Genomic DNA, 23302 nt, shown 5'->3' with positions numbered 1-23302 from the left:
GGAACGGGCCCGTCTCGCCGCGCGTCAGTCCGGGGCCAGCATATAGCCGACGCCGCGCACGGTCTGCAGATAACGGGGGTTCTTGGGGTCGACCTCGAGCTTGCGCCGCAGGCGGGTCACCTGAACGTCTACGGCACGACCGGTGATGTCGGCCGTGTCGGGCGACAGGGCCATGCGCTCGACCGGGGCATGGGCATGGATCGCCAACGTCTTCAGCAATTGTGCTTCGGCCTCGGTGAGGCGCTGGGGCCGGCCGTCGCGCATCAGCTCCAGCCGCTCCATGTCAAAGACGGCGTCGCCCAGCTTGATCTCGCGCGGGGTCAGCGGCTTGCCGCCGGTGCGCCTGAGGATGGCATCGATCCGCAGCGCCAGCTCGCGCGGGTCGAAGGGCTTGGACATATAGTCGTCCGCGCCGCGCGACAGGCCCTCGATCCGGTCCCCGGCCTCACCCCGCGCGGTCAGCAGCAGTACGGGCGTCTGCGACGTCTCGGCCTTGTTGCGGACCCAGGTCGTCAGGTCGAGGCCGCTTTCGCCGGGCATCATGATGTCGAGCACCACGAGGTCGAACTCGATCAGCTCCATCAATCGACGAGCGGCAGCCGCGTGGGCGGCGCCGGTCACGCGATAGCCCTCGCGTGCCAGATACTCCTTGAGCAGTTCACGAATGCGGTCGTCGTCGTCGACGATCAGCAGATGCCTTCCGGTGCCCGCGGCGACCGGGCCGGAGCGCCCGTTCGATCGACCGTCAGACGCGCTCATTGCATCCCTCCGGTCGGGGTGGCGTTGACCTGAACGGCCTCGGCGGCTCTAACCGGCGCACAGCTTTGGGAGACTTTGTTCAATGGCCTTCGTTCCTTTCGACGACCGTGACGGCTGGATATGGATGGACGGCGACTTCGTGCCCTGGCGCGACGCGAAAACGCACGTTCTGACCCATGCCCTGCACTATGGCTCGTCGGTGTTCGAGGGTGAGCGTATGTACGATGGCGAAATCTTCAAGCTGACCGAGCATAGCGAGCGCCTGCGCCGCTCGGCCGAGCTGTTGGACTTCGAACTTCCGTACAGCGTGGCCGAGATCGACGCCGCCTGCAAGGCGACGTGCGACCGGATGGGCCTTCGCGACTGTTATGTACGGCCGGTCGCCTATCGCGGGCCCGAGCAGGTCAGCGTCTCGGCCGGCAAAACCAAGGTGCATGTCGCCATCGCCGTCTGGGACTGGCCCAGCTATTTTGACCCGGAAACCAAGGCGAAGGGCATCCGTCTGGAATGGGCCAAATGGCGCCGCCCCGACCCGATGACCGCCCCGACCGCAGCCAAGGCCGCGGGCCTCTACATGATTTGCACCCTGTCCAAGACCGCGGCGGAAAAGCGCGGCTTTGCCGATGCCATGATGCTCGACTGGCGCGGCTATGTGGCCGAGGCGACCGGGGCCAATGTCTTCTTCGTTCAGGACGGGGTGATCCACACGCCGCCGGTCGACGCCATCCTGGACGGCATCACCCGCCAGACGGTGATCGCCATGGCCGAGGCCAGGGGAATCGACGTCGTGGTGCGCCACATCCGGCCCGAGGAGCTTTCGACCTTCAGCGAGTGCTTCCTGACCGGCACGGCCGTGGAGGTGACCCCGGTCAGCGAGATCGGCGAGTACCGCTTCACGCCCGGCCCGCTGACCCTGGATCTGATGGACAGCTATTCGCGGCTGGTGCGCAGGACCTAGGGGGCCTTGGGTGTGCGCCGGTCGCGGCGGATGCGCACCCAGCGGCGCACCAGCCAGCCCACCGGCACCAGGATGAGCAACAGCGGCAGCAGGCCGGCGACCAGATAGATGAGGCCGCCCAGCGTCGCCATGAAGACACGCAGGGAATTGGCGAACGCATTGCCGACGGGACTGAACACGCTGTTCGAGGCGAAGCGGGTCTCGGACTGATAGGTGATCGTCAGCTGCGACATCGCGACCCGATCCCGAAGCACGGCGAGGGCCGAGCGGGTCGCATCCAGTTCGCCCTGGACCCGGGCCAATTCGCGCTCGGTCTGAAGCAACTGTTCCAGAGGGCCGCTGCGGGTGGCCAGCAACTGTTGCAGCCGGTCACGCAGGGTCTCCAGCGCGCGCAGGCGGGCCTCGGTATCGGTCAGGGACCGGCTGAGATCCTCGGCATCGGTCTGGCTGGACGCGATCCGGCCGCCGGCGTCGTCCGCCTGTCCCTCCAGTCCAGCCCGGAAGGTGGTGAGCCATGCGGGTGTCGCCCTCAGCCTGAGGGTCGCCGAGACCCGGTCGTCGCCATAGGCCTGGCTCTCGGAGCCCAGAATCTGGCAGACGCGCGACCCGGCCTCGACGCAGGCGGCCTCGTGACGGCTGCGCATCGTGTTGACCTGATCCGAGGGCAGGTCGAGCGCATAGCGATAGCTGTAGGCGATGGTGCTGACCGGCTGGACCGCGGGCGCGGGCGCGCCCGACGATCCCCCCGCTTCGGCGGATGTCTCGGCGGCGTCCGTTGCCTTCAGAGACTCGGCCGGTGCCGCAGGCGCAATTTCCAACATGGAGACATCGGCGGAACCGTACTCGGCCGCCAAATCCTCACGCCCCCCATCGCAGGCTGAAACCCCGAGCGCGATCGCCAGCGCCCCCATCATCCAGGTCCGTCGCATTTCACCCTCCTCGTTTCGATCACGAAGTCGTGATCAGGCGCGGTGATCAGGGCGAAAGCATGGCCCCTATCCGCGACCGATGCGGATCACGACGTCGTCGACCTGCACGCCACCGCGCTCGACCACCAGGTGCTGATAGCTGCGCTGGCCGTCCATGGTCTGGGTCTGGACGTCCATGACCTCGGCGGCGAACTGGCGGCGCAGATAGGTTGTCAGCTCCCCGGCGGTGATCAGGTCGTCGCCGTCGTAGTTGGCGTCGCCTGTCAGGCCCGAGCGCAGGAAGTGGGACAGATAGCCCCCGGCCTGGAATTTGACCGCGACCTGGCTGGTCAGGTCTTCCTCGGAGCTGAACAGGCCGATCACGCCGGGGCGGCTGACGACGTTCCGGGCGAAGCCGCCAGAGAAGCAGCTGTCCAGCACGATCAGCGACAAACGCGTGTCGAGGGTGGCGAACAGCTGGGCCATTTCGGTGTCGGTGATCTGGCCGTCGCGCAGGACGATGGTCTCGGTCAGCCCGTCCAGTTCATTGCCGCTGACCGCAACCGACTGCTGCGAGCCGTGGCCGGAGAAGAAGAACAGGAAGATGTCGTCGGGGCCCGCCTGGGCCGCCACCTCGGCGAAGGCGCCCCGGACACCGGCGACGGTTGCGTCGGCATCGGTCAGGACGACGCTGGACGGGTTGAGCACGCCCTCGCGCCGCAGGTCCTCGGCCAGTTTCAGCGCATCATCGGCCGTATAGGCCAGATCCGAGGAATAGCCGCCGTAATCCGAAATCCCGACCATGATGGCGAAGACCCGCGGGCCACCCTGGACGCCGGCCTGACGCGGTGTGCCCATGCTGAGCCCCGCAGTCAGGCTGTAGGGCCCGACCTCGCCAGGACCATAGCTGGTCACCGAGACGGTGTAGTCGCCATCGGCCGGCAGGGTCATGTCGATGCGGCTGTCGGTGCCGTTCGGGCCGTCGTCATTGTCGGCGGACACATCGTCAGGGCCGCGCAGGAACAGATAGGTGTCGAAGGCGTCGGACTGCAGGTCCAGCGCCACCCGGTCGCCCCGCCGTCCGGAGATGACATAGCGGTCGGCATATTCGCCGCTGGTCAGCTGCTCATCGCTGGCCGAGAGCATGCCGGACAGGGAGACCCCGTCGGCAAAACTGTTGCCGGCGCGGGTCGAGACGGCGGTCTGGACGCTGCCGGCGTCGCTGTTGGCAACGCTCAGGCGATAGGTTCCAGTTTCGCCCGGTGCATAGCTGGTGGCGACGATCTGGTATTCACCACTGGCGGGAAGGGTCAGGACCAGGCGGCTGTTGACGCCGTCCTCGCCGGTATCGTCATCGTCATTGGCGACCGCGAAGTCCCCGGGGCCCTGGACGAACAGATAGGGGTCGAACTGGTCCGAGCGCAGGGTGACCTCGACATGATCGCCCGCCTCTCCGGTCAGCGTGTAGACGGTCATATATTCGCCGGAGCGCAGGGTGTCGTTGCCGACATCAAGGCGACCGGTGACGGCCTCTCCCGGACGTACGGTGGAACCTCCGGCTGAGGCTACCGCCGTCGTGCCGCCAGCTTCCTCCAGAACGAGGGTATAGGCGCCGGTTTCGCCGACCTCATAGCTGGTGGTGATGATCGAGACCTCGCCGGCCTCGGGCATGACGAATTCGATGCGGCTGTTGCGGCTGCCGCGACCGGTCTGGTCGTCGTCATTGTCCTCTTCGATCCCGTCGCCGCGGACCATCAGATAGGGGTCGAACTCGGCCGAGTTGAGCCGCACGACATAGGTCTGGCCGGGCGTGCCCGTGAACGACCAGCTGTCGGCGTACTCCCCGCTGGAAATCGCGTCATCCGAGGTGCTGAGCTGGCCGGCATTGGCGGTGCCGTCCTGCGCGCGGCCACCGCCCTGGGCCGCGATCCGGGGCCCCGCTCCCTCCACCAGGCTCAGCGTATAGCGACCGGCCTCACCGGGCGCGAAGGTGGTGGCCTGGATGCGGTACTGGCCGTTGGCCGGGAGACGCACGGTCAGCTGGGAATCGACGTCACCATCGTCGCGGTCGTCATTGAACTCGGCAAAGCCCGAGGGGCCACGGATCATGACGTAGGAATCGACGTCCTCCGACGACATTTGGACCGTCACCTGCTGACCGGCACGCCCTTCGAAGACATAGACGTCGACGTACTCGCCGGAGGTGAGCTGGGCATCGCCGTCCTGGAACCGGCCCTGGACCTCGCCACCCAGCCGGATCGGATCCTGGGCTGCGGCCGGAGAGGCGAGCCCCGTCAGGCCTGCAACGGCCATGACCAGCCCAAGGGCGAGCGACCGGAGACGCGTGCGGGTCTCGCCGACAGATCGGATTGAACAGAACATGGCGCAGGCCTCCCCAGGATTGCCGCCACCCTATCAACGGTATGCGACCCCGCAAGCCTGTCTGAACCTGACGGCGAGGGCACGATGCAGCTTCCTCTTGCCAGTTCGCCCGTCGTGGCGTTCAAGCCGGGGGAGGGCTGCGACGGGACGTGGCCGGGGGAGTGCCCATGTTCACCACGCTGAATGCCCAGAGCGCACTGGGGCTGATCGTCATCGTCGCGGTCTGCTGGCTGCTGTCCGAGGACCGCAAGCGGTTTCCGTGGCGACTGGCGCTGGGCGCTGTCGCGGTGCAGGCCGCGCTGGTGCTGGCGCTGTTTGCCCTGCCCGGGTCACGGGGTGTGCTGGCGGCCATCACCGGATCGGTCGATGCGCTGGGCCGGGCGACCAATGAGGGGGCGAAGTTCGTGTTCGGCTATCTGGCCGGCGGCGACCAGCCCTATGCCGTGACCAGTGAGCCGGCCCTGTTCACCTTTGCCTTCCAGGTCCTGCCGCTGATCCTTGTGATCTCGGCTCTGTCGGCGCTGCTGTGGCACTGGAAGATCCTGAAGGCGATCACCTATGGCTTTGGCCTGCTGTTCCAGCGGACCATGGGGCTGGGCGGGGCGTCGGCGTTGGCGGTGGCGGCCAACATCTTCCTGGGCATGATCGAAAGCCCGATCGTCATCCGCGCCTATCTGGACAAGCTGACCCGGTCCGAACTGTTTCTGATGATGGTGGTGGGCCTGGCGACCGTCGCCGGCTCCACCATGGTCGCCTATGCCGCGATCCTGGCCCCGGTCCTGTCCAATGCCGCGGGGCATGTGCTGGTCGCCTCGATCGTCTCGGCTCCTGCCGGCGTGCTGCTGGCCCGCATCATGATCCCCGAGATCCCGGGGCAGGGGGGCGCGGTTGCCGACTATTCCGCCTCGCTGAAATACGACTCGTCGATCGACGCCATCGTCAAGGGCACCTCGGACGGATTGATGGTGGTGCTGAACATCTCGGCGGTGCTGATCGTGTTCGTGGCGCTGGTGGCTCTGGTCAATGTGATGATCGGGGGCTTCTGGCTGTTCGGGGATCCGGTCTCGGTCGAGCGGGTCCTGGGCTGGCTGTTCATGCCCGTCGCCTGGTTGACGGGGTGGCGTGGAGCGATGCGGGCGAGGCCGGGCGTCTGCTGGGCGTCAAGCTGACCCTGACCGAGTTCGTGGCCTTCATCGAACTGGGCCGGGTCCCGCCCGAGGCGATCAGCGAGCGCACCCGCATGCTGATGACCTATGCCCTGTGCGGCTTCGCCAACATCGGCTCGGTCGGGATCACCGTGACCGGCCTGTCGGTCCTGATGCCCGAGCGGCGGACCGAGGTACTGTCTCTGGTCTGGAAGGCGCTGGCCGCGGGCTTCATGGCCACGCTGATGACCGCGTCCGTGGTCGGGCTGATGCCGGCGGCGGTGTTCGGCTAGGCAATCGCTCGACAGGCACCTCTCGGCGCTTGCCCGGCGGGGCGGCCTTCCCTAGGTTTCGATAAGCAACCGAGGGACGGACCCATGAAGCTCTTTGACAGTCACCGCGCGCCCAACCCCCGCCGTGTGCGTTGGGTCATGGCCGAAAAGGGCATCACGGACATCGACGTTGTGCAGGTCGATCTGCTGGCCGGGGAGCATCGCACACCGGAATACCGGGCCAAGGTGGGTGTGCCCCATGTTCCGGCACTGGAGCTGGATGACGGCACCTGCATCTCTGAGTCTGTCGCCATCTGCCGCTATCTGGAGTCCATCTATCCCGAGCCGAACCTGTTCGGCGTCGACGCCCGCGAGCAGGCGATCGTCGAGATGTGGACGCGGCGCTGCGAATTCTATCTGGCCAATCCGGTCATGCTGACCGTGCGGTTCACCCATCCGGCGCTGGCGGTGCTGGAGGCCACGCCCCAGCCGCAGGTGGCAGACTACAACCGGGTCGCCGCCGAGCGGTTCATGAAGACGCTGGACCGCCATCTGGAGGGGCGGGAGTTCCTGGCCCTGGACCGTTTCACCATCGCCGACATCGTCGCGGTGGTCGGGCTGGATTTCGCGCGCCTGATCAAATATCGCCCGCCGGCCGAGCTGGAAAATCTGAACCGCTGGCTGGATACCTGCCGCGCCCGACCCGCCGCCAAGGCAGGCGTGTAGTGCCGGCTAGTCGCGCTTGTTGAATTTCCGGATCACGCCGGAGTAGGTCATCAGGACGCGCTGGTCGGCATTGATCTGGCCACGCACGAAAATCAGGCTGCGACCCGCGCGGATCACTTCGCCCGTGGCCTCGACCAATTCGCCGACATAGGCTCCGTCAATAAAGGTGGAGTCCAGTTGCACGGTCACGCCCGAGGCGCCTTCCATCTCCTGATAGGCGGCCTGGAACAGGGCGATGTCGGCAAAGGTCATGAGGCAGCCACCGTGCATGCGGCCTCCGGCGTTCATGTGCTTGGGCTCGGCGCGAAAGGCGCAGCGCATCCGCCCGTCCGGATCAGGCCGGAAGTAGAACGGGCCGACGACCTGATCGAAGGTCCCGTGCAGGTCGTAGGTCTGCCAGCCCGAGAATTCGCCCTCGGTGACGGTGATCTTGGCGACCATGATGATCCTCAGCCTTCTTCTTCGCCTCGCAATGCAGCATATAGGGCGAATGAGCGACCCCATCGAAGAGACAATCTACGAAAAACTCGCGGCTCTCGGGCCGGGCAAGAGCATCGAGCCTGCGGACGTGGCCAAGGCCGTGCAGCCCGAGCAGTGGCAGCGGATGCTGCCACGTGTGCGCACAACGGCGCTGGGCCTGATGCGACAGGGGCGGCTGATGATCACCAAAAAGGGCAAGCCGGTTGATCCGTCGAGCTTCAAGGGCGTGATCCGTCTTCGGCTGCCGACGGCCGAGGAGTCGGAGCAGTTGATTCAGGCCCGGACTGCCGCGCCGGATGATGCCGACTGATCTGGACGCACTGCTGACGCGGATTGCGGCCTGCAGGGCTTGCGCCGGGGATTTCGGCCATGAGCCTCGACCAGTCGTTATGGTGTCCCCCCGCACCCGGTTGCTGATCTGTGGGCAGGCGCCGGGCCGACGCGTGCACGAAAGCGGTCGACCGTTCACGGATCCGTCCGGCGACCGGCTGCGCGACTGGCTGGGGATCGACTCCGCCACCTTCTATGGCGACGACCGGATCGGGGTCGCGGCCCAGGCCTTCTGCTTTCCGGGCACGAGTCCGGCCGGCGGCGACTATCCTCCACCGAAACGCTGTGCCGAGCTCTGGCGCGCTCCGCTTCTTGAGGCACTGGACAGGGTCGAGTTGACCCTGCTGGTCGGCAGCCATGCCCAGTCCTGGGCACTGGCAGGGCGGTATCGCGGCATGACCGAGACTGTCCGCAACTGGCGGGACCACCTGCCGGACGTCCTGCCCCTGCCGCATCCTTCCTGGCGCAACACCGCATGGCTGGCGCGCCATACGTGGTTTGAGGCGGACGTCCTGCCGTATCTTCGCGAGCGGGTTAGGGGCATTCTTCATCCATGACGCGCTCCGCTATCGGTCTTCTCGTCCTTCTGGTGCTGTCGGGGTGCACGGCGCCCTATGTCCAGGCACCGCTGTTGCCGCCCGAGCGCCAGAACTCACCGCAGATGGCTGACGCCCGTTTCGTCATGCGCGACGGCGCTGAGCTGCCTTATCTGCACTGGATGCCCGACGGCGATCAGCCGTGGGCGGTGGTCGTGGCCCTGCACGGGGTCAATGACAGCCGCGCCGCCTTCCGGCTGGCAGGGCCGTGGTGGGCCGAACGCGGGATCGCCACCTATGCCTACGACCAGCGGGGCTTTGGCGACGCGCCGGGGCGCGGCCTGTGGCCCGGAGACCTGATGGCCGACGATCTGGGTCAGGTGGTGGCGCTGGTCCGGGCGCGCCATCCGCAGGCGCTGATCGCGGTCGCCGGAGAAAGTATGGGCGGGGCGGTCGCGATTACGGCCTTTGCCTCTGATGAGCCGCCCGCAGCCGATCGTCTGATCCTGCTGGCGCCGGCGGTGTGGGGATGGTCCAGCCAGCCCCTGCTGTATCGGCTGAGCCTGTCGGCGGCGGCCTGGACCGTCGGGGATGTGGCGCTGGAGCCGCCGGCCTGGGCGGCCGATCAGGTGCTGCCCTCGGATCATCTGATGGAGTTGATCCGCAGCGGTCGCGACCCGGACCAGACGCTCTCGACCCGGTTTGACGTTCTCTATGGTCTCGTTGATCTGATGGAGGAGGCGGGGCAGGGGCTTGGTGGGGTGCGGGTACCAACCCTGTTCCTCTACGGCGCCCGGGATGATCTGGTCCCGGATCGAGCGGTCCGTCAGGCGCTTGAGCGGGCCGGACCGATGGCGGGCCTTCGCACCGCATTTTACGAGGACGGCTACCACATCCTGAATCGCGATCTTCAGGCGGTGCGGGTGTTTGCCGACATCGAGGCCTGGCTGAGACATGAGGCCGTCGCTCTACCCTCGGGCGCCGGACCGATCCCGGCGCGATAGGCCGGGTGACGCCGCGTAAGGCCAAGCTTGCTCCGGGTCTGTAACCCGCGTATCAGCCCCCGCAACAAAAATACCCAGGAAAGGCTCGTAAAGGGCATGACACTGTTCGATTCGCCGTCGTTCTCGAACCATGAGGGCGTGCACGCCTTTTATGACGAAAAGACTGGTCTCAAAGCAATTGCTGCGGTGCACTCGACGGCGCGCGGTCCTGCGGTGGGCGGCACCCGCATGTGGAACTATGCCACGGCGGCCGAGGCGCTGGAGGACGTCCTGCGTCTGTCGCGGGGGATGAGCTACAAGAACGCCGTGGCTGATCTGGAGATGGGCGGCGGCAAGTCGGTGATCATCGGCGACAGCCGGACCCAGAAGACGCCGGAACTGTTCCAGGCCTTCGGTCGCGCCATCAACTCGCTGGGCGGCATCTATTACGCGGCGGAGGACGTCGGCGTTTCGGTCGAGGATATCGCCGAGGCCCGCAAGGAAACCGAATATGTCGTCGGCCTGTCGGGTGGCAAGGAAGGCTCGGGCGATCCCAGCCCGGTGACCGCCGAGGGCGTGTTCCGCTCGACGCTGACGGTCGCCCGTCGCCTGTGGAAGCAGGACGATCTGACCGGTCTGACGGTTGCGGTGCAGGGCATCGGCCACGTGGGCGGCTATCTGGCCGACAAGCTGCACAAGGCCGGGGCAAAACTGGTGATGACGGACGTCAACACCGCCCTGCTGGAAGAGGTTGCCGCCCGCAACAACGCCGAGATCGTGGCGCCCGACGCCATCTATGACGTCAAGGCCGACATCTATGCCCCCTGCGCGCTCGGGGCGACGCTGAACCCCGAGACGCTGGACCGCCTCTCGGCCAGGGCCATTGTCGGTGCCGCCAACAATCAGCTGGCCACTCCGGAGATCGGGCGCATCCTGTTCGAGCGCGGCGTGCTGTATGCGCCGGACTATGTCGTCAACGGCGGGGGCATCATCAATGTGGCCTCGGAAATGGCGGCGCGGAACAGCGGTGGCGCCTATGACCCGGCCTGGGTCGAGGGCAAGCTGGCCCGCCTGATGGAGACGCTGGAGGAAATTCTCGAGCGGTCCGAAAGCGAAAAGCGCCCGACGCATGAAGTGGCCGACGCCATCGCCGAGGCCCGCATTCAGGCGGCGGCCGACGAAAAGGCGCGGGCGCGGGCGGCCTGAAGCCCGGTATCCCCCGGTCCGACCACTGCTAATTCGGCAATCGCTACCTTCTCTTAACGCGCCGTTTACTATGGGGGCGGCACTTTCTGCCTAGCGGGCGTGTCGCCTGTGAGTAGGGGTGTTGGGGCGCGCGTGGGCGGCTTTTCCGGGGCTTTGCAGAGATTTGGGGTCGGGCGACTGGCTACCTTGGCGGGTGTTGCCGCCGGGGTTGCGGCCGTGCTCGTGGTGCTGATGCTGCGCATCGGTCAGGCGCCCGATGCCCTGCTCTATTCCAATCTGGACCTGCGCGAGGCGTCGGAAATCACGGCGGCGCTGGACACCGCAGGCATCAAATATTCGTCGCGCGGTGATGGCTCGACCATCTTCGTCAGCCGGGACGAGGTCGGCACGGCCCGGATGCTGGTGGCCGGCAAGGGGATCGTGACCAGCGGCTCCGTCGGCTATGAGATCTTCGACAACCAGTCGGTGCTGGGTCAGACGGAGTTCCAGCAGAACCTCAACGCCAAGCGCGCGCTGGAAGGCGAACTGTCCCGCAACATCATGACGCTGCGCGGGGTCACCATGGCCCGAGTCCTGATCGCCCTGCCGGAGCGGGCCCTGTTCCAGGCCGAGGCGGCGGAGCCGACGGCCTCGGTGGTCGTCGGATTGGGCGGTCGCGATCTTACGGCCGACCAGATTCGCGGCATCCGCTCGCTGGTGGCCTCCAGCGTGCCGAACCTCAAGCCGACGCGCGTCACGGTCATGGACGACACCAATCGCACCCTTGCGGCGGGTGGGGATGAGGATGGCTTCTCGGGCGCCAGCGCTGACCGGATGAAGGCCGCGACCGAGGCCCAGCTTCAGGCGCGGGTCATGGATGTCGTGCAGGGCATTGTCGGGCCCGGCGCCGCCCGCGTGCAGGTGACGGCCGAGATCGACCACAGCCGTTCGACCACCCAGGAGCAGCGCTTTGACCCGGACGGGCAGGTGGTGCGCTCCATGGCCACCAATGGTTCGAACTCGCAGGACACGACCGGCCAGCCCGTCGGTGGTGTGGGCGCGGACCAGAACATCCCGGGCGGTGAAGCGCCGGGCGTCGCGGCCCAGGGTTCGACCCGCACGGACCAGACAGAAACCACCAACTACGAAATTTCGAACACCACCACGACCACGGTGCGCGAGCCGGGTGAAGTCAAGAAGCTGGCTGTGGCTGTGGCCGTCGACGGCGTCTGGACACCCGGTGCCGATGGCGCCGAGCCGACCTATGCGCCGCGCACGCCCGAGCAGATCGCCGAAATCGAGGAGCTGGTGAAGGCGGCCGTCGGCTTCAGTGCCGAGCGGGGCGACATCGTCCGGGTCAGCAATGTGGAGTTCAACCGCGAACTGGCCCCGAATGGCGGCACCGAGGCGGGCGGTAGCCTGTTCGACTTCACCAAGAACGACCTGATGCGCGGTATCGAGCTGCTGGTGCTGCTGATCACCGGCATTCTGCTGATCCTGTTTGTGCTGCGTCCGCTGCTGAAGGCGACGGCGGGTGGCGGAGCAGCGGGCGTTCCCGCCCTCGCCGGGGGCGGCGGCGTCACGCCGCTGCAGACCACGCCGGTCGGGGCCTCGGGTCAGGCTGCAGCCGGCCAGCTGATGGCCCCGAGCGATATGGAGCAGCGGCTGGATATCGCCCGCATCGAGGGCCAGGTGAAGGCGTCATCCGTCAAGAAGGTGTCCGAGTTCGTTGAGCGTCACCCGGAGGAGTCGACCTCAATCCTCCGCAACTGGGTGCATGAAGGCTGATGGCGCGGATGGTTGCACGCAAGCCTGCGGTCGAGGATGTCCGTAAGCTGACGGGGCCGGAAAAGGCGGCCGTGGTGCTGCTGTCCCTGGGCGAGGATCACACCCGCCTGTGGCAAGGCCTCGATGACGAGGAGATCAAGGAGATCTCGCAGGCCATGGCCTCGCTGGGAACGGTCAGCGCCTCCGTCGTCGAAGATCTCTTGCTGGAGTTCGTAGCCGGCATGACCGGCTCGGGCGCGGTCATGGGCAGCTTCGAGCAAACGCAGAAACTGCTGTCTTCCTTCATGCCCCCGGAGCGGGTCGAAGGGCTGATGGAGGAGATCCGGGGTCCCGCCGGCCGCACCATGTGGGACAAGCTCGGCAATGTGAACGAGGCCGTTCTCGCCAACTATCTGAAGAACGAATACCCCCAGACCGTCGCCGTGGTCCTGTCCAAGATCAAGCCGGACCACGCCTCGCGGGTGCTGACGGCCCTGCCCGAAGACTTTGCCATGGAGTGCGTCCAGCGGATGCTGCGCATGGAGCCGGTGCAGCGCGAAATCCTCGACAAGATCGAACAGACCCTGCGCACCGAATTCATGTCGAACCTGGCGCGCACCTCCAAGCGCGACAGCCACGAGATGATGGCCGACATCTTCAACAGCTTCGATCGCCAGACCGAGGCCCGCTTCATCGGCGCGCTGGAAGAGCGCAACCGCGAGGCGGCCGAGCGTATCCGCGCCCTGATGTTCGTGTTCGAGGACCTGGCCAAGCTGGACCCGGGCGGCATCCAGACCCTGCTGCGCGCGGTGGAAAAGGACCAGCTGGCGCTGGCGTTGAAAGGGGCCTCGGAGTCCCTGCGCGAACTGTTCTTCGGCAACATGTCCGAGCGGGCGTCCAAGATCATGCGTGAGGACATGGAGTCGATGGGGCCGGTGCGGCTCAAGGACGTCGACTCGGCCCAGATGGCCATGGTTCAGGTGGCCAAGGATCTCGCCGCCAAGGGCGAGATCATGCTGGTCGGCCAGGGCGGCGACGACGAGTTGATCTACTGACATGACCCACGCGCCCGCCCCCTCCCGTCCCTTCGCTTTCGATACCGAGTTCGACTCGTCAGGCGCGGTTGTGCACTCCACCAACTGGCAGCCGGTCAAGCGCGCCTATCTGCCTGCCGAAGTCGAGGCTCTGGTCGCCCAGGCCCGGAGCGAAGGGCATGCCCAGGCGCTGGCCGAGGTCGACAGCCGCCGGTCGCAGGCCATCGCCGATCTGAGCGCCGCCCTGGCTGCCAGCCTGCCGCGGCTGACCGGCGTGGTCGAGACCTATCGGGAGCAGACCGCCGACCTGGCGCTGGCCGCCGGGCGCGCCCTCGCTTTCGCGGCGCTGGACCGCCTGCCCCGCGCCGCAGTGCAGGCCGCGCTCGAGGAACTGGGCCGTGAGATCGATGCTTCACCTCGTCTGGTGATCGCCATGGCCGGCCTGGACGAGGCCGCCCGCGCCGAGATCGAAGCCCTGTGTGCCAATGTCGGCTACGTCGGTGCCGTGCGTTTCCGTGACGAGCCGGGTCTGGCGCAGGCCGCCTTCTCGCTGGAATGGGCCGATGGCCGCGCCGCCTTTGATCCCGAAGAAACCTTCAGCCGGCTGACCGCTGCGGTCGCCCGCGCGCTGGCCGCTGACCAAGCTCCCGATGCCACCGAATCGTCCGAAGGGATGAACCCATGACTGCTGACAATCTGCCGCTTGAAGAATTCGATCACGGGGTGATGCCCGTGTCGAGCGAGGACGGGCTGGACAAGGCGGCCAGCGATCTGGCCCCGGTTTTCGATGTGCCGGTCAACATCTCGGCCGTGCTGGGCAAGTCGCACATGACGGTCGCGCAGTTGCTGAAGCTGACCAGTGGCTCGGTGCTGGAGCTGGACCGGAAGGTGGGCGAGGCGATCGACATCTTCGTCAACAACCGGCTGGTCGCGCGCGGCGAGGTGGTGGTCGTCGAGGATCGGCTGGGCGTGACCATGACAGAAATCATCAAGACCGAGGATGCGAGCGCCTGATCGGCGATCGCCAGTGAGATTTAGAGGAGAAGACCCATGCGGCTTCTGGTAGTTGGCAGACTGAGCGGGCAGCTGGCCTCGGCCGTGAAAATGGCCATGGCCCACGGTGCCAAGGTTCATCACGTCGAGCGGGGCGATCAGGCCACCGAACAGCTGCGGCGCGGGCAGGGCGCGGACCTGTTGATGGTCGACTACCGCATCGACATTGCCGCCCTGATCGCCGCCAATGAAGCCGAACGGATCCATGTGCCGGTCGTGGCCTGTGGCGTCGATGCCGGGCCTGAAGATGCGGCCGCCACCATCCGGGCCGGGGCCAAGGAGTTCATCCCCCTGCCGCCCGAGGCCGATCTGATCGCCGCGGTGCTGTCGGCGGTGGCCGATGACGACCGCCCGCTCATCTCTGCCGATCCGTCGATGAAGGCGGTGATCGGCCTGGCCGACCAGGTCGCGCGCTCGGAAGCCTCGATCCTGATCACCGGCGAAAGCGGCGTCGGCAAGGAGGTGATGGCCCGCTATCTGCACCAGAATTCGCGCCGCGCCGACAAGCCGTTCATCAGCGTCAACTGTGCGGCCATCCCGGACAATCTGCTGGAATCCGAACTGTTCGGCCACGAGAAGGGCGCCTTCACCGGCGCCGTGGCCCGCCGGGTCGGCAAGTTCGAGGAAGCCGACGGCGGCACCCTGCTGCTGGACGAAATCAGCGAGATGGACGTCCGGCTGCAGGCCAAGCTGCTGCGCGCGCTGCAGGAGCGGGTGATCGACCGCGTCGGCGGCACGACCCCGGTCAAGGTCGACATCCGCATCATCGCCACCTCGAACCGCGACCTGGCCCGCGCCGTGTCGGAAGGCAGCTTCCGCGAGGACCTGCTGTACCGGCTGAACGTCGTCAATCTGCGCCTGCCGTCGCTGCGCGAACGGCCCGGCGATATCCCGGCGCTGGCCGACTTCTTCGTGCGGAAATATGCGGCTGCCAACGGGGTGCCCGTCCGGCCCGTGTCGGCCGACGCGCGCCGGGCCCTGACCGCCCACCGCTGGAACGGCAACGTCCGCGAGTTGGAAAACGCCATGCACCGCGCGGTGCTGCTGGCCCACGGTCCCGAGATCGATGTCGACGCCATCCGCCTGCCCGATGGTCAACCGTTGAGCGGATCCACCTATGACGCAGGCCCGGCCAGCCGCGCGGCCCAGACCGCTGACGCCGTCACCCGCGCCTATGTCGGTCAGACCGTCGCCCAGATGGAGAAGACCCTGATACTGGATACGCTGGGTCACTGCCTGGGCAACCGCACCCATGCGGCCAACATCCTGGGTATCTCGATCCGCACCCTGCGCAACAAGCTGAACGAATACGCCGACGAAGGCACGCCGATCCCCGCGCCCCAGTCGGGCATTTCCGCCGCTGTCGGCTGAGGGCGCCCCCATGGATCGCAGAAGCGTTCTGACGGGTATGGGCGCACTGGGAGCCGCCGGTTGCGGACCCGCGCCATCGAAACAGGTGTCCTCCGAGGCCAAGGCCAACGAAGAGACGCGGCCCATGGCGATCCAGGAGCCGTCGCCGGTCCAGATGCTCGATCTTTCGGATCTGGAAACGCGGCATGGCGGCCGCATCGGGCTGACCGCGCTGCGTGAAGGCCAGCGTCCGCTGGTTTGGCGCGACGCCGAACGGTTCGTCTATTGCTCCACCTTCAAGATGTATCTCGCCGCCGCGACCCTGTTGCGGATCGAAGCGGGCGAGGAGCGCCTCGATCGTCAGATCCGGATCACCGAAGCCGACATGGTCAGCCATGCTCCGGTGACCCAACCCGCCATTGGTGGAAGCCTGAGCGTTGAGACATTGATGCAGGCCATCGTGGAGGTCAGCGACAACCCTGCGGCCAACCTCCTCCTCAAGGCGCTGGGCGGACTGGAAGCCATGCGGGCCTTCTATCGCGGTATCGGTGACTACAGCACCCGCGTCGATCGCTTCGAGCCCGAGATGAACCGGCTGGACGGCGACAAGGACACAATCACCCCCCACCAGTCTGCAGCGAACATCCGACGCCTGCTCCTGGACGACAGGACACCGCTATCCGAACCCTCGAAGGACAAGCTTCTGGGATGGATGTTCGCGTCGCCGACGGGAGTCGGGCGTATCAAGGCGGGTGTCCCCGCCAGCTGGCGTGTCGCGCACAAGACAGGCACCGGCGGCTATGGGCCGACCAATGACATTGGCGTTCTGTACCCGCCCACTGGCGCCCCCATCACGCTGGCCGTGTATTATCACGGCGTGAGGGCCTCATCCGACGCCGAGAATGAGGCCGTAATCGCCGACGCAACGCGGATGACACTGGCGGCCCTGGGTCAGGCCGCATGACCGACACCCCCGTCATGATGAAGGACGGCATGGCCCGGCCTTCGGGCAAGGACATGCTGGGCTGGATCGCGCGCGGCGAGGTCGGCATGGCCGTCGGCGTGATCGGCGTCATCCTGCTGCTGATCCTGCCGATCCCGGCCTTCCTGATGGACGTGCTGCTGGCGATCTCGCTGATCTCCAGTGTGCTGATCCTGATGACGGCGCTGATGATGAAGAAGCCGCTGGACTTCGCCATCTTCCCGACGGTGCTGCTGGTCTCGACCCTGTTCCGGCTGGGCCTGAACCTGGCCTCGACCCGGCTGGTGCTGACCAGCGGTCACGAGGGCGGCGACGCGGCCGGCCATGTCATCGAGGCGTTCGGCGCCCTGATGATGGGTGGCAGTTTCATCATCGGCATCATCGTCTTTGCCATCATTCTGGTGGTGAACTTTGTCGTCATCACCAAGGGCTCGACCCGCATCGCGGAGGTCTCGGCCCGCTTCACCCTCGACTCCATGCCCGGTAAGCAGATGGCCATCGACGCCGATCTGTCGTCAGGACTGATCACCGAGGAACAGGCCAAGCTTCGTCGCAAGGAACTGGAGCAGGAATCCACCTTCTTCGGCGCCATGGACGGTGCCTCGAAATTCGTGCGCGGGGACGCGGTCGCCGGCCTGATCATCGTCTTCATCAATGTGCTGGGCGGCATCCTGATCGGCACGCTGCAGCACGGCCTGCCGATCGGCGAGGCGGCCACGGCCTATGTCCAGCTGACCATCGGCGACGGTCTGGTCACCCAGGTCCCGGCCATCATCATCTCGATCGCCGCGGGCTTTCTGGTGTCCAAGGCCGGGGTCGAGGGCTCGGCCGACAAGGCCCTGGTCGCCCAGCTGGCCACCAACCCCATCAGCCTTGGCATGGTCGCGGCGGCCTCGGCCCTGATCGGCCTGATCCCGGGCATGCCCATCCTGCCGTTCGCGGCCCTGGCGGCAGGATCGGGCTTCATGGCCTGGCGACTGGGGCGGGCGCGCCTTAAGCCGGCACCGGTGGCTTCGACCGAGTCCGCCAAGCCCCGCGAGGACGTCGAGGAGCCGATCCAGACGGCCCTCAACATCGATGAGGTCAAGATCGAGCTGGGCTATTCCCTGCTGGCTCTGATCAACGATCTGGAAGGGCGCCGCCTGACCGATCAGGTTCGGGCCCTGCGCCGGTCGCTGGCCCAGGAGTTCGGCTTCGTCATGCCCTCGGTGCGCATCCTCGACAACATGCGCCTCGGCACCCAGGGCTATGCCATCCGCATCAAGGAGATGGAGGCCGGCAAGGGCGAGGTGCGGCTGGGGCAACTGCTGGCGATGGACCCGGCGGGCCGTCAGGTCGAACTGCCGGGTGAGCACACCAAGGAACCGGCCTTCGGTCTGCCGGCCACCTGGATCGACGAGTCCCTGCGCGAGGAGGCGACCTTCCGCGGCTATACGGTGGTGGACCCCTCGACCGTGCTGACCACCCACCTGACGGAAATCCTCAAGGAGAACATGGCCGAGCTGCTGTCCTATGCCGAGGTGCAGAAGCTGCTGAACGGTCTGGAGGGCGAGGAGAAGAAGCTGGTCGAGGACCTGATCCCCGGCTCGGTCACCGTCACCACCCTGCAGCGGGTGCTGCAGACCCTGCTCAAGGAAAAGGTCTCGATCCGCGATCTGGCCGCTATTCTGGAAGGTCTGGCGGAAGCCGCACCGCACACCAGCTCGGTGACCACACTGGTCGAGCACGTTCGCACCCGTCTGGCGCGTCAGCTGTGCTGGCAGCACCAGGCCGATGACGGCGCCTTGCCGATCGTCACCCTGTCGCCCGAGTGGGAGCAGGCCTTTGCCGAAAGTCTGGTCGGGCAGGGCGAGGACAAGCAACTGGCCATGGCGCCGTCACGCCTGCAGGACTTTATCCGCGCGGTGCGCGATGTGTTCGAGCGGGCTGCCATGTCGGGCGAGACGGCCGTGCTGCTGACCGGACCGCAGGTTCGGCCCTACGTCCGTTCGATCATCGAACGCTTCCGCGGTCAGACCGTGGTGATGAGCCAGAACGAGATCCACCCCCGCGCCCGTCTTCGGACGCTGGGGCAGGTCTGATCCGTGACGATCAGTTGACCTCGGTCCAGCCTTCGGAAGAGGCCTGACGGGCGGCTTCGTTGGTCGGGCGGGCCACCAGGCCGGACTGGGTGATCCAGACCTCATACTCCGCACCATCGGCCATCGGCATATAGGCGCCGCCGCCGTACAGGGTGTCGACCGCATCGACATAGCGGCGATAGCGGCGGGCCATATCCCACGCATTGATCCGCCAGGGCAGGGCGTCGGGTTGATCGCCGCCGGTCAGGTCGTGGACGCTGCGGATGCCTTCGCGCTCCTGCTGGATCGACTGATATCGGCCCGACAGCCGGTCCAGCCGGTACTGGGTGTCAAGGCCGAGCACCGTGGCCCAGGGTTTCCACCGCAGGACCTGTGCCTCGATCCGCCATTCGTCGCCATGCAGGGGATAGACGGTCGTGGTCGGGGTGTCGTCGTCATTTGCGGCGGGTTGAATGACCGTCGTCTCGAAATACTGGGGTCCCAGTTGCTTGACCTGGATCGTGGCCACCGGCCGCTCATGGGTCAGCCGGGCGTAGGTCTGGATGTTCATGCCGAGGAGGGCCGCGATCGCCGCCGCAGCTGCCAGGCCGCCCCCGCCGATAGCGCCCAGGCCCCCGCTCAGGAATTTGCCCCGGAAAAAAGCCCCCAGGCCGCTGAGCAGAAGGATGATGCCCGCCAATCCCACGATCGCCGGAATAATCCACCACCACCAGACCATGTCGCCCCCTTACGCGTTGCGTATCAACCCTATGCTAACCGTAAAACGCGGGGAGGTCGAAGGTTTCACCCGAGACGCGACTGGACTTGCCCCGACCGGCGGTTAAACGTGGGCCGCGATGAGCTGGGAAATCCGCGAAAATCTGACGGCATTCAGCCGGTTCCTGCGGACGGCCAGCCTCGGCCGGTCCCTGCTGGGGCTGCTGTCGCTGGCACTTGTGCTTCTGCTGGCCGTCAACCTCGCAACCTTTGTCATGATCGGTCGCACGGCCGAGTTCAATGAAACGATTGATCGCAGCGTGCGCGTTCAGGTAGCGGCGCGCGACGTGCTGACCCGGCTGGTCGATGCCGAAACCGGCCAGCGGGGATATCTGCTGACAGGGCGCCAGCAGTTTCTGGCCATTCACGACGAGGCTATCCGGGACCTTCCGGCGGTCATGCAAGAACTGGATGATCTGACCGCCGGCGACCCGGAGGTGCGCGAGCGGGTTGATCGTCTGAGAGACCTGGCGCGTGAACGTCTGGGCGTGATGGACGCCAGCATTGCCTTGGCCCGTAGCGGTCGTACGGGCGATGCGGTGCAGATCGTCCGCGACGGGCGAGGCAAGGAACTGATGGACGCCATGCGCCTGGAGATCGATGCCATCGACACGATCGAGAGCGATCGGTTTGCATCCCGGCGACAGCAGTCAGAATGGTCGGCGCGGGCAACGATTGGCGTCAACGCCATGGCCGGAATTCTGGTGCTGATGCTGGCCGGGATCGTGGCCTGGATCGTGCTGCGCTATCTGCGTGAAATGCAGGCGGCTCACTATGAGCTGGATCGCATCAATGCCAATCTGGAGAACGAGGTGCGGGACCGCACCGGCGACCTGATCCGCGCCAATGAGGAGGTCCAGCGCTTCGCCTATATCGTCAGCCACGACCTGCGGGCGCCGCTGGTCAATGTGATGGGCTACACCTCGGAACTGGAGCAGGCCGGGAAGGTCATCGACCGCCAGATGGCCAAGGTCGAAACCGAGGCGCCCGATCTGATGGAGCGCGATGCCCTGGTCGCCGTGCGCGAGGATGTGCCCGAGGCCATCAGCTTTATCCGCGCCTCGACCGAAAAGATGGACCGGTTGATCAATGCCATCCTCAAGCTGTCTCGCGAGGGGCGACGTGTGATGGTGTCCGAGCCGGTCAACATGACGACCATGGTCCAGCGGATTGCCGACAGCGTGAACCACCAGACGGAAGCCGTCGGAGCCGAAATCGATGTGGCCGAACTGCCGGGATTGACGGGTGATCGACTGTCGCTGGAGCAGGTCTTCAGCAATATGATCGACAATGCCGTCAAATATCTGGATCCGAAGCGTCCGGGGCAGATCCGGGTCGAGGGTCAGGATCTGGCCGACGGCATGGTCGAGTACCGTATCATCGACAACGGTCGCGGCATTTCGGACCGGGATCACGAGCGGATCTTCGAGCTGTTCCGTCGCTCGGGCAAACAGGATCAGCCCGGCGAAGGCCTGGGTCTGGCCTTTGTCAGGAACAGCATTCGCCGGATGGGCGGCGATATCGCCGTGGAGTCGAAACTGGGCGAAGGCTCGACATTCGTCCTCAAATTTCCCAAACGCCTGTACGTCTCGGAAAATGGAACCCCGTCATGACCACACCCGTCAAAATCCTGATGATCGAGGACGATCATGGCCATGCACGGCTGATCGAGAAAAACATCCGCCGGGCCAATATCTCAAACGAGATCGAGCATTTCGCTGACGGCACGTCTGCACTGGAACACCTGTTCAGTGAGGAGGTGCTGGCCAATGGTCCACTGCTGATCCTGCTGGACCTGAACCTGCCGGACATGTCGGGCACGGATATCCTCGAAAGGATTAAGTCAGATGCCCGGCTGCGGCGCGCGCCGGTGGTGATCCTGACAACGACCGACGACAAGGCGGAAATCCAGCGGTGCTATGATCTGGGCTGTAATGTCTACATCACCAAGCCGGTGGAGTATGAGTCCTTCTCCGAGGCCATCCGGCAACTGGGCCTGTTCCTTTCCGTCATTCAGGCCCCCGAAATCGATTGAGCGAGCGCTGTTTGGAACCGCTGACCACGCCCCTCAGACTGCTCTACATCGACGACGACCGCGGCCTGTCGCGTCTGGTCGAGAAGGAGCTCGGCCGGCAGGGCTTTGCGGTGACCTGCGCCGCCGATGGTGAGGCCGGGCTTAAGTGTCTGAAGAGCGGCCAGTTGTTCGATGTCTGTGCGCTGGACCACTATATGCCCGAGCGAGACGGGCTGGACGTTTTGCCCGACATTCTGGCCCTGCCGGACCCGCCGCCGGTCGTCTACGTCACCGGCGCCCAGGAGGGGCGCATTGCGGTTGCCGCTCTGCGGGCCGGGGCGGCGGACTATGTGATCAAGGATGTGTCGGAGGATTTCACCTCCCTGCTGCGTTCGGCCATCGAGGACGCCCACAACCGGCGGCGTCTGCAGCGCGAGAACGAGACCGCCCAGGACGAGGTCCGCATGGCCCGCGACCGGGCCGAGGCCATGCTGCGCGAGGTCAACCACCGGGTCGGCAACTCGCTGCAGCTGGTGTCCAGCTTCATCTCGCTGCAGATGCGCCAGCTGGCGGACGGGGCCGCCCGGGACGCCTTGCGCGAAGCCCAGGCGCGCATTGAGGCGGTGGCCCATGTGCACCGCCGACTCTACACCTCGGGGGACATGGCGCAGGTGGCCATGGACGAGTATCTGAAGAGCCTGATCGCGGAGCTCGGTGTTTCCCTCGGCCGTGAGGACAGTACGCCCAATCTGACCCTCGACGCAGACCCCATGAACGTCGGCACGGATCAGGCGGTTTCGCTGGGCGTGATCGTCACCGAACTGGTCACCAATGCGGTCAAATACGCCTATGAGCCCGGGCAGGGCGGAGAGATCCGCATCCACCTCAAGGCGGACGGCGACGGGCGGGCCCTGCTGACGGTCGAGGACGACGGACCGGGCCTGGGCGACCAGACCAAGGGCCCGAAAGGTACGGGGCTGGGGTCCAAGATCGTGGCGGCCATGGCCGGGGGGCTGCGATCCAAGGTCAATTTCGATGACAAGCACCAGGGCGTTCGCGCCCAGCTGGCCTTCGACCTCTAGGCCCCACCATGCTTCAGTTCGGAGTTGCCAGCCCTGACCACAGCTATGCGCCGCGGCCCACGGCCTTCGGCCTTCTGGTTCACGGGGGACGGCTGGCCTGCGTTCGGATTGACCGGGGCGAGGACAGCTACCTCGACCTGCCGGGCGGCGCGCGTGATGGCGACGAGTCCGAGGCGGAAGCTGTCGTGCGCGAGTTTCGTGAGGAGACCGGGCTGCAGGTGGCCGCTGACGTCCGCCTCACGGCGGCCGCCCAGTTCGTGGACAAGAGCGACGGGCGCACGGTCAACAACACGGGCGGCTTCTGGACGCTCAGCCTGCTGGACCCCACACCGTCCGGCAAGATCGAGGACGACCACGAACTGGTCTGGCTGGACCCGGTAGAGGCCCTGGCGGGTCTGCGCCACGATGCCCATGCCTGGGCGGTGGCCGTGTGGCTGAGGTCGCGCAAATCCGCGTGATCCGGGGAACGACACGCGCCTGAACCTGTTGAATTGTCATCGGGCCGACAACGGGTCTGCC

22 protein-coding genes and 1 pseudogene are annotated in these 23302 nt (G+C 66.3%); 18 read left to right on the top strand and 5 right to left on the bottom strand.

Annotated features, from left to right (window positions below; genetic code table 11):
• Positions 1-24: 24 nt before the first annotated feature.
• Positions 25-759, bottom strand: coding sequence for a response regulator transcription factor (locus V7672_RS01765; protein WP_335622952.1), 735 nt, complete (start codon positions 757-759; stop codon positions 25-27).
• 82 nt (positions 760-841) lie between these two features.
• Here V7672_RS01765 and V7672_RS01760 point away from each other — a divergent pair, with 82 nt between their 5' ends.
• A complete protein-coding gene (locus V7672_RS01760) occupies positions 842-1717 on the top strand; it encodes a branched-chain amino acid aminotransferase (RefSeq protein WP_335622950.1) in 876 nt (291 codons plus the stop codon).
• On the opposite strand, the gene V7672_RS01755 is transcribed toward V7672_RS01760, so the two are convergent.
• Both V7672_RS01755 and V7672_RS01750 read right to left on the bottom strand, forming a co-directional pair.
• Positions 1714-2646: a DUF4349 domain-containing protein gene (locus V7672_RS01755; RefSeq protein WP_335622949.1), complete on the bottom strand. Its 933-nt coding sequence runs from the start codon at positions 2644-2646 to the stop codon at positions 1714-1716. The genes V7672_RS01760 and V7672_RS01755 overlap by 4 nt on opposite strands.
• A 66-nt stretch (positions 2647-2712) precedes the next feature.
• Entirely contained in the window at positions 2713-5007 is a 2295-nt protein-coding gene (locus V7672_RS01750; protein WP_335622948.1) for a pre-peptidase C-terminal domain-containing protein, read from the bottom strand.
• A gap of 167 nt (positions 5008-5174) precedes the next feature.
• Between V7672_RS01750 and V7672_RS01745 the strand changes: the two are divergent.
• Positions 5175-6445 (top strand): annotated as a pseudogene (locus V7672_RS01745) (NupC/NupG family nucleoside CNT transporter).
• 84 nt (positions 6446-6529) lie between these two features.
• Positions 6530-7150, top strand: a complete 621-nt coding sequence (locus tag V7672_RS01740) for a glutathione S-transferase family protein (RefSeq protein ID WP_335622947.1) — start codon at positions 6530-6532, stop codon at positions 7148-7150.
• Between the two features lie 6 nt (positions 7151-7156).
• On the opposite strand, the gene V7672_RS01735 is transcribed toward V7672_RS01740, so the two are convergent.
• Positions 7157-7591, bottom strand: a complete 435-nt coding sequence (locus V7672_RS01735) for a PaaI family thioesterase (RefSeq protein WP_335622946.1) — start codon at positions 7589-7591, stop codon at positions 7157-7159.
• Here V7672_RS01735 and V7672_RS01730 point away from each other — a divergent pair.
• The 11 genes from V7672_RS01730 to flhA all read left to right on the top strand — a co-directional run bounded on the left by V7672_RS01730 (position 7590) and on the right by flhA (position 18931).
• Positions 7590-7940 carry a DUF3253 domain-containing protein gene (locus V7672_RS01730; protein WP_442888661.1) on the top strand — a complete coding sequence of 117 codons (351 nt, stop codon included), beginning with the start codon at positions 7590-7592 and terminating at the stop codon, positions 7938-7940. The genes V7672_RS01735 and V7672_RS01730 overlap by 2 nt on opposite strands.
• Positions 7930-8517: a uracil-DNA glycosylase family protein gene (locus V7672_RS01725; protein WP_335623271.1), complete on the top strand. Its 588-nt coding sequence runs from the start codon at positions 7930-7932 to the stop codon at positions 8515-8517. The genes V7672_RS01730 and V7672_RS01725 overlap by 11 nt, the downstream gene beginning before the upstream one ends.
• The gene (locus V7672_RS01720; RefSeq protein ID WP_335622945.1) at positions 8514-9500 is read left to right on the top strand and encodes an alpha/beta fold hydrolase; all 987 of its coding nucleotides are present in this window, start codon (positions 8514-8516) and stop codon (positions 9498-9500) included. The genes V7672_RS01725 and V7672_RS01720 overlap by 4 nt, the downstream gene beginning before the upstream one ends.
• A gap of 96 nt (positions 9501-9596) precedes the next feature.
• Positions 9597-10685, top strand: a complete 1089-nt coding sequence (locus tag V7672_RS01715) for a Glu/Leu/Phe/Val family dehydrogenase (protein ID WP_335622944.1) — start codon at positions 9597-9599, stop codon at positions 10683-10685.
• A 132-nt stretch (positions 10686-10817) separates the two neighbouring features.
• Positions 10818-12452, top strand: a complete 1635-nt coding sequence (gene fliF / locus V7672_RS01710) for a flagellar basal-body MS-ring/collar protein FliF (protein ID WP_335623270.1) — start codon at positions 10818-10820, stop codon at positions 12450-12452.
• Positions 12453-12460: 8 nt separating this feature from the next.
• Positions 12461-13486, top strand: a complete 1026-nt coding sequence (gene fliG, locus V7672_RS01705; protein WP_335623269.1) for a flagellar motor switch protein FliG — start codon at positions 12461-12463, stop codon at positions 13484-13486.
• Between the two features lies 1 nt (position 13487).
• Positions 13488-14150 (top strand): flagellar assembly protein FlbE, encoded by a 663-nt coding sequence (locus V7672_RS01700; RefSeq protein WP_335622943.1) that lies wholly within the window; start codon positions 13488-13490, stop codon positions 14148-14150.
• On the top strand, positions 14147-14479 hold the full coding sequence (gene fliN, locus V7672_RS01695) for a flagellar motor switch protein FliN (RefSeq protein ID WP_335622942.1): 333 nt from the start codon (positions 14147-14149) through the stop codon (positions 14477-14479). The genes V7672_RS01700 and fliN overlap by 4 nt, the downstream gene beginning before the upstream one ends.
• Positions 14480-14515: 36 nt before the next feature.
• Positions 14516-15889, top strand: coding sequence for a sigma-54-dependent transcriptional regulator FlbD (gene flbD, locus V7672_RS01690; protein ID WP_335622940.1), 1374 nt, complete (start codon positions 14516-14518; stop codon positions 15887-15889).
• A 124-nt stretch (positions 15890-16013) separates the two neighbouring features.
• On the top strand, positions 16014-16832 hold the full coding sequence (bla, locus tag V7672_RS01685; protein WP_335622939.1) for a class A beta-lactamase: 819 nt from the start codon (positions 16014-16016) through the stop codon (positions 16830-16832).
• A 14-nt stretch (positions 16833-16846) separates the two neighbouring features.
• The gene (flhA, locus tag V7672_RS01680; protein WP_335623268.1) at positions 16847-18931 is read left to right on the top strand and encodes a flagellar biosynthesis protein FlhA; all 2085 of its coding nucleotides are present in this window, start codon (positions 16847-16849) and stop codon (positions 18929-18931) included.
• Between the two features lie 10 nt (positions 18932-18941).
• Here the strand turns inward: flhA and V7672_RS01675 are convergent, their stop codons facing one another.
• Positions 18942-19649, bottom strand: a complete 708-nt coding sequence (locus V7672_RS01675; protein WP_335622938.1) for a hypothetical protein — start codon at positions 19647-19649, stop codon at positions 18942-18944.
• A 118-nt stretch (positions 19650-19767) separates the two neighbouring features.
• Between V7672_RS01675 and V7672_RS01670 the strand changes: the two genes are divergently transcribed.
• The 4 genes from V7672_RS01670 to V7672_RS01655 are packed head-to-tail and all read left to right on the top strand — an operon-like array spanning position 19768 to position 23241.
• Complete coding sequence (locus V7672_RS01670; RefSeq protein ID WP_335622937.1) at positions 19768-21300, top strand: sensor histidine kinase; 1533 nt, start codon at positions 19768-19770, stop codon at positions 21298-21300.
• Positions 21297-21722 carry a response regulator gene (locus V7672_RS01665; RefSeq protein WP_335622936.1) on the top strand — a complete coding sequence of 142 codons (426 nt, stop codon included), beginning with the start codon at positions 21297-21299 and terminating at the stop codon, positions 21720-21722. The genes V7672_RS01670 and V7672_RS01665 overlap by 4 nt, the downstream gene beginning before the upstream one ends.
• An 11-nt stretch (positions 21723-21733) precedes the next feature.
• On the top strand, positions 21734-22783 hold the full coding sequence (locus V7672_RS01660; RefSeq protein WP_335622935.1) for a sensor histidine kinase: 1050 nt from the start codon (positions 21734-21736) through the stop codon (positions 22781-22783).
• An 8-nt stretch (positions 22784-22791) separates the two neighbouring features.
• Positions 22792-23241 carry an NUDIX domain-containing protein gene (locus V7672_RS01655; protein WP_335622934.1) on the top strand — a complete coding sequence of 150 codons (450 nt, stop codon included), beginning with the start codon at positions 22792-22794 and terminating at the stop codon, positions 23239-23241.
• Positions 23242-23302 lie beyond the last annotated feature (61 nt).

It is taken from the genome of Brevundimonas sp., from assembly GCF_036963785.1.
Lineage (GTDB): Bacteria > Pseudomonadota > Alphaproteobacteria > Caulobacterales > Caulobacteraceae > Brevundimonas.
Note: the sequence above shows the minus strand (reverse complement) of the source record. Positions and strands in the feature narration are given on the sequence as shown.

Bases quoted from the DNA above. Each gene is read 5' to 3' on its own strand.
- V7672_RS01765 (WP_335622952.1), bottom strand. From the start codon at position 759: ATGAGCGCGTCTGACGGTCGATCGAACGGGCGCTCCGGCCCGGTCGCC.
- V7672_RS01760 (WP_335622950.1), top strand. From the start codon at position 842: ATGGCCTTCGTTCCTTTCGACGACCGTGACGGCTGGATATGGATGGAC.
- V7672_RS01755 (WP_335622949.1), bottom strand. From the start codon at position 2,646: ATGCGACGGACCTGGATGATGGGGGCGCTGGCGATCGCGCTCGGGGTT.
- V7672_RS01750 (WP_335622948.1), bottom strand. From the start codon at position 5,007: ATGTTCTGTTCAATCCGATCTGTCGGCGAGACCCGCACGCGTCTCCGG.
- V7672_RS01740 (WP_335622947.1), top strand. From the start codon at position 6,530: ATGAAGCTCTTTGACAGTCACCGCGCGCCCAACCCCCGCCGTGTGCGT.
- V7672_RS01730 (WP_442888661.1), top strand. From the start codon at position 7,590: ATGATGATCCTCAGCCTTCTTCTTCGCCTCGCAATGCAGCATATAGGG.
- V7672_RS01735 (WP_335622946.1), bottom strand. From the start codon at position 7,591: ATGGTCGCCAAGATCACCGTCACCGAGGGCGAATTCTCGGGCTGGCAG.
- V7672_RS01725 (WP_335623271.1), top strand. From the start codon at position 7,930: ATGCCGACTGATCTGGACGCACTGCTGACGCGGATTGCGGCCTGCAGG.
- V7672_RS01720 (WP_335622945.1), top strand. From the start codon at position 8,514: ATGACGCGCTCCGCTATCGGTCTTCTCGTCCTTCTGGTGCTGTCGGGG.
- V7672_RS01715 (WP_335622944.1), top strand. From the start codon at position 9,597: ATGACACTGTTCGATTCGCCGTCGTTCTCGAACCATGAGGGCGTGCAC.
- fliG (WP_335623269.1), top strand. From the start codon at position 12,461: ATGGTTGCACGCAAGCCTGCGGTCGAGGATGTCCGTAAGCTGACGGGG.
- V7672_RS01700 (WP_335622943.1), top strand. From the start codon at position 13,488: ATGACCCACGCGCCCGCCCCCTCCCGTCCCTTCGCTTTCGATACCGAG.
- fliN (WP_335622942.1), top strand. From the start codon at position 14,147: ATGACTGCTGACAATCTGCCGCTTGAAGAATTCGATCACGGGGTGATG.
- flbD (WP_335622940.1), top strand. From the start codon at position 14,516: ATGCGGCTTCTGGTAGTTGGCAGACTGAGCGGGCAGCTGGCCTCGGCC.
- bla (WP_335622939.1), top strand. From the start codon at position 16,014: ATGGCGATCCAGGAGCCGTCGCCGGTCCAGATGCTCGATCTTTCGGAT.
- flhA (WP_335623268.1), top strand. From the start codon at position 16,847: ATGATGAAGGACGGCATGGCCCGGCCTTCGGGCAAGGACATGCTGGGC.
- V7672_RS01675 (WP_335622938.1), bottom strand. From the start codon at position 19,649: ATGGTCTGGTGGTGGTGGATTATTCCGGCGATCGTGGGATTGGCGGGC.
- V7672_RS01670 (WP_335622937.1), top strand. From the start codon at position 19,768: ATGAGCTGGGAAATCCGCGAAAATCTGACGGCATTCAGCCGGTTCCTG.
- V7672_RS01665 (WP_335622936.1), top strand. From the start codon at position 21,297: ATGACCACACCCGTCAAAATCCTGATGATCGAGGACGATCATGGCCAT.
- V7672_RS01655 (WP_335622934.1), top strand. From the start codon at position 22,792: ATGCTTCAGTTCGGAGTTGCCAGCCCTGACCACAGCTATGCGCCGCGG.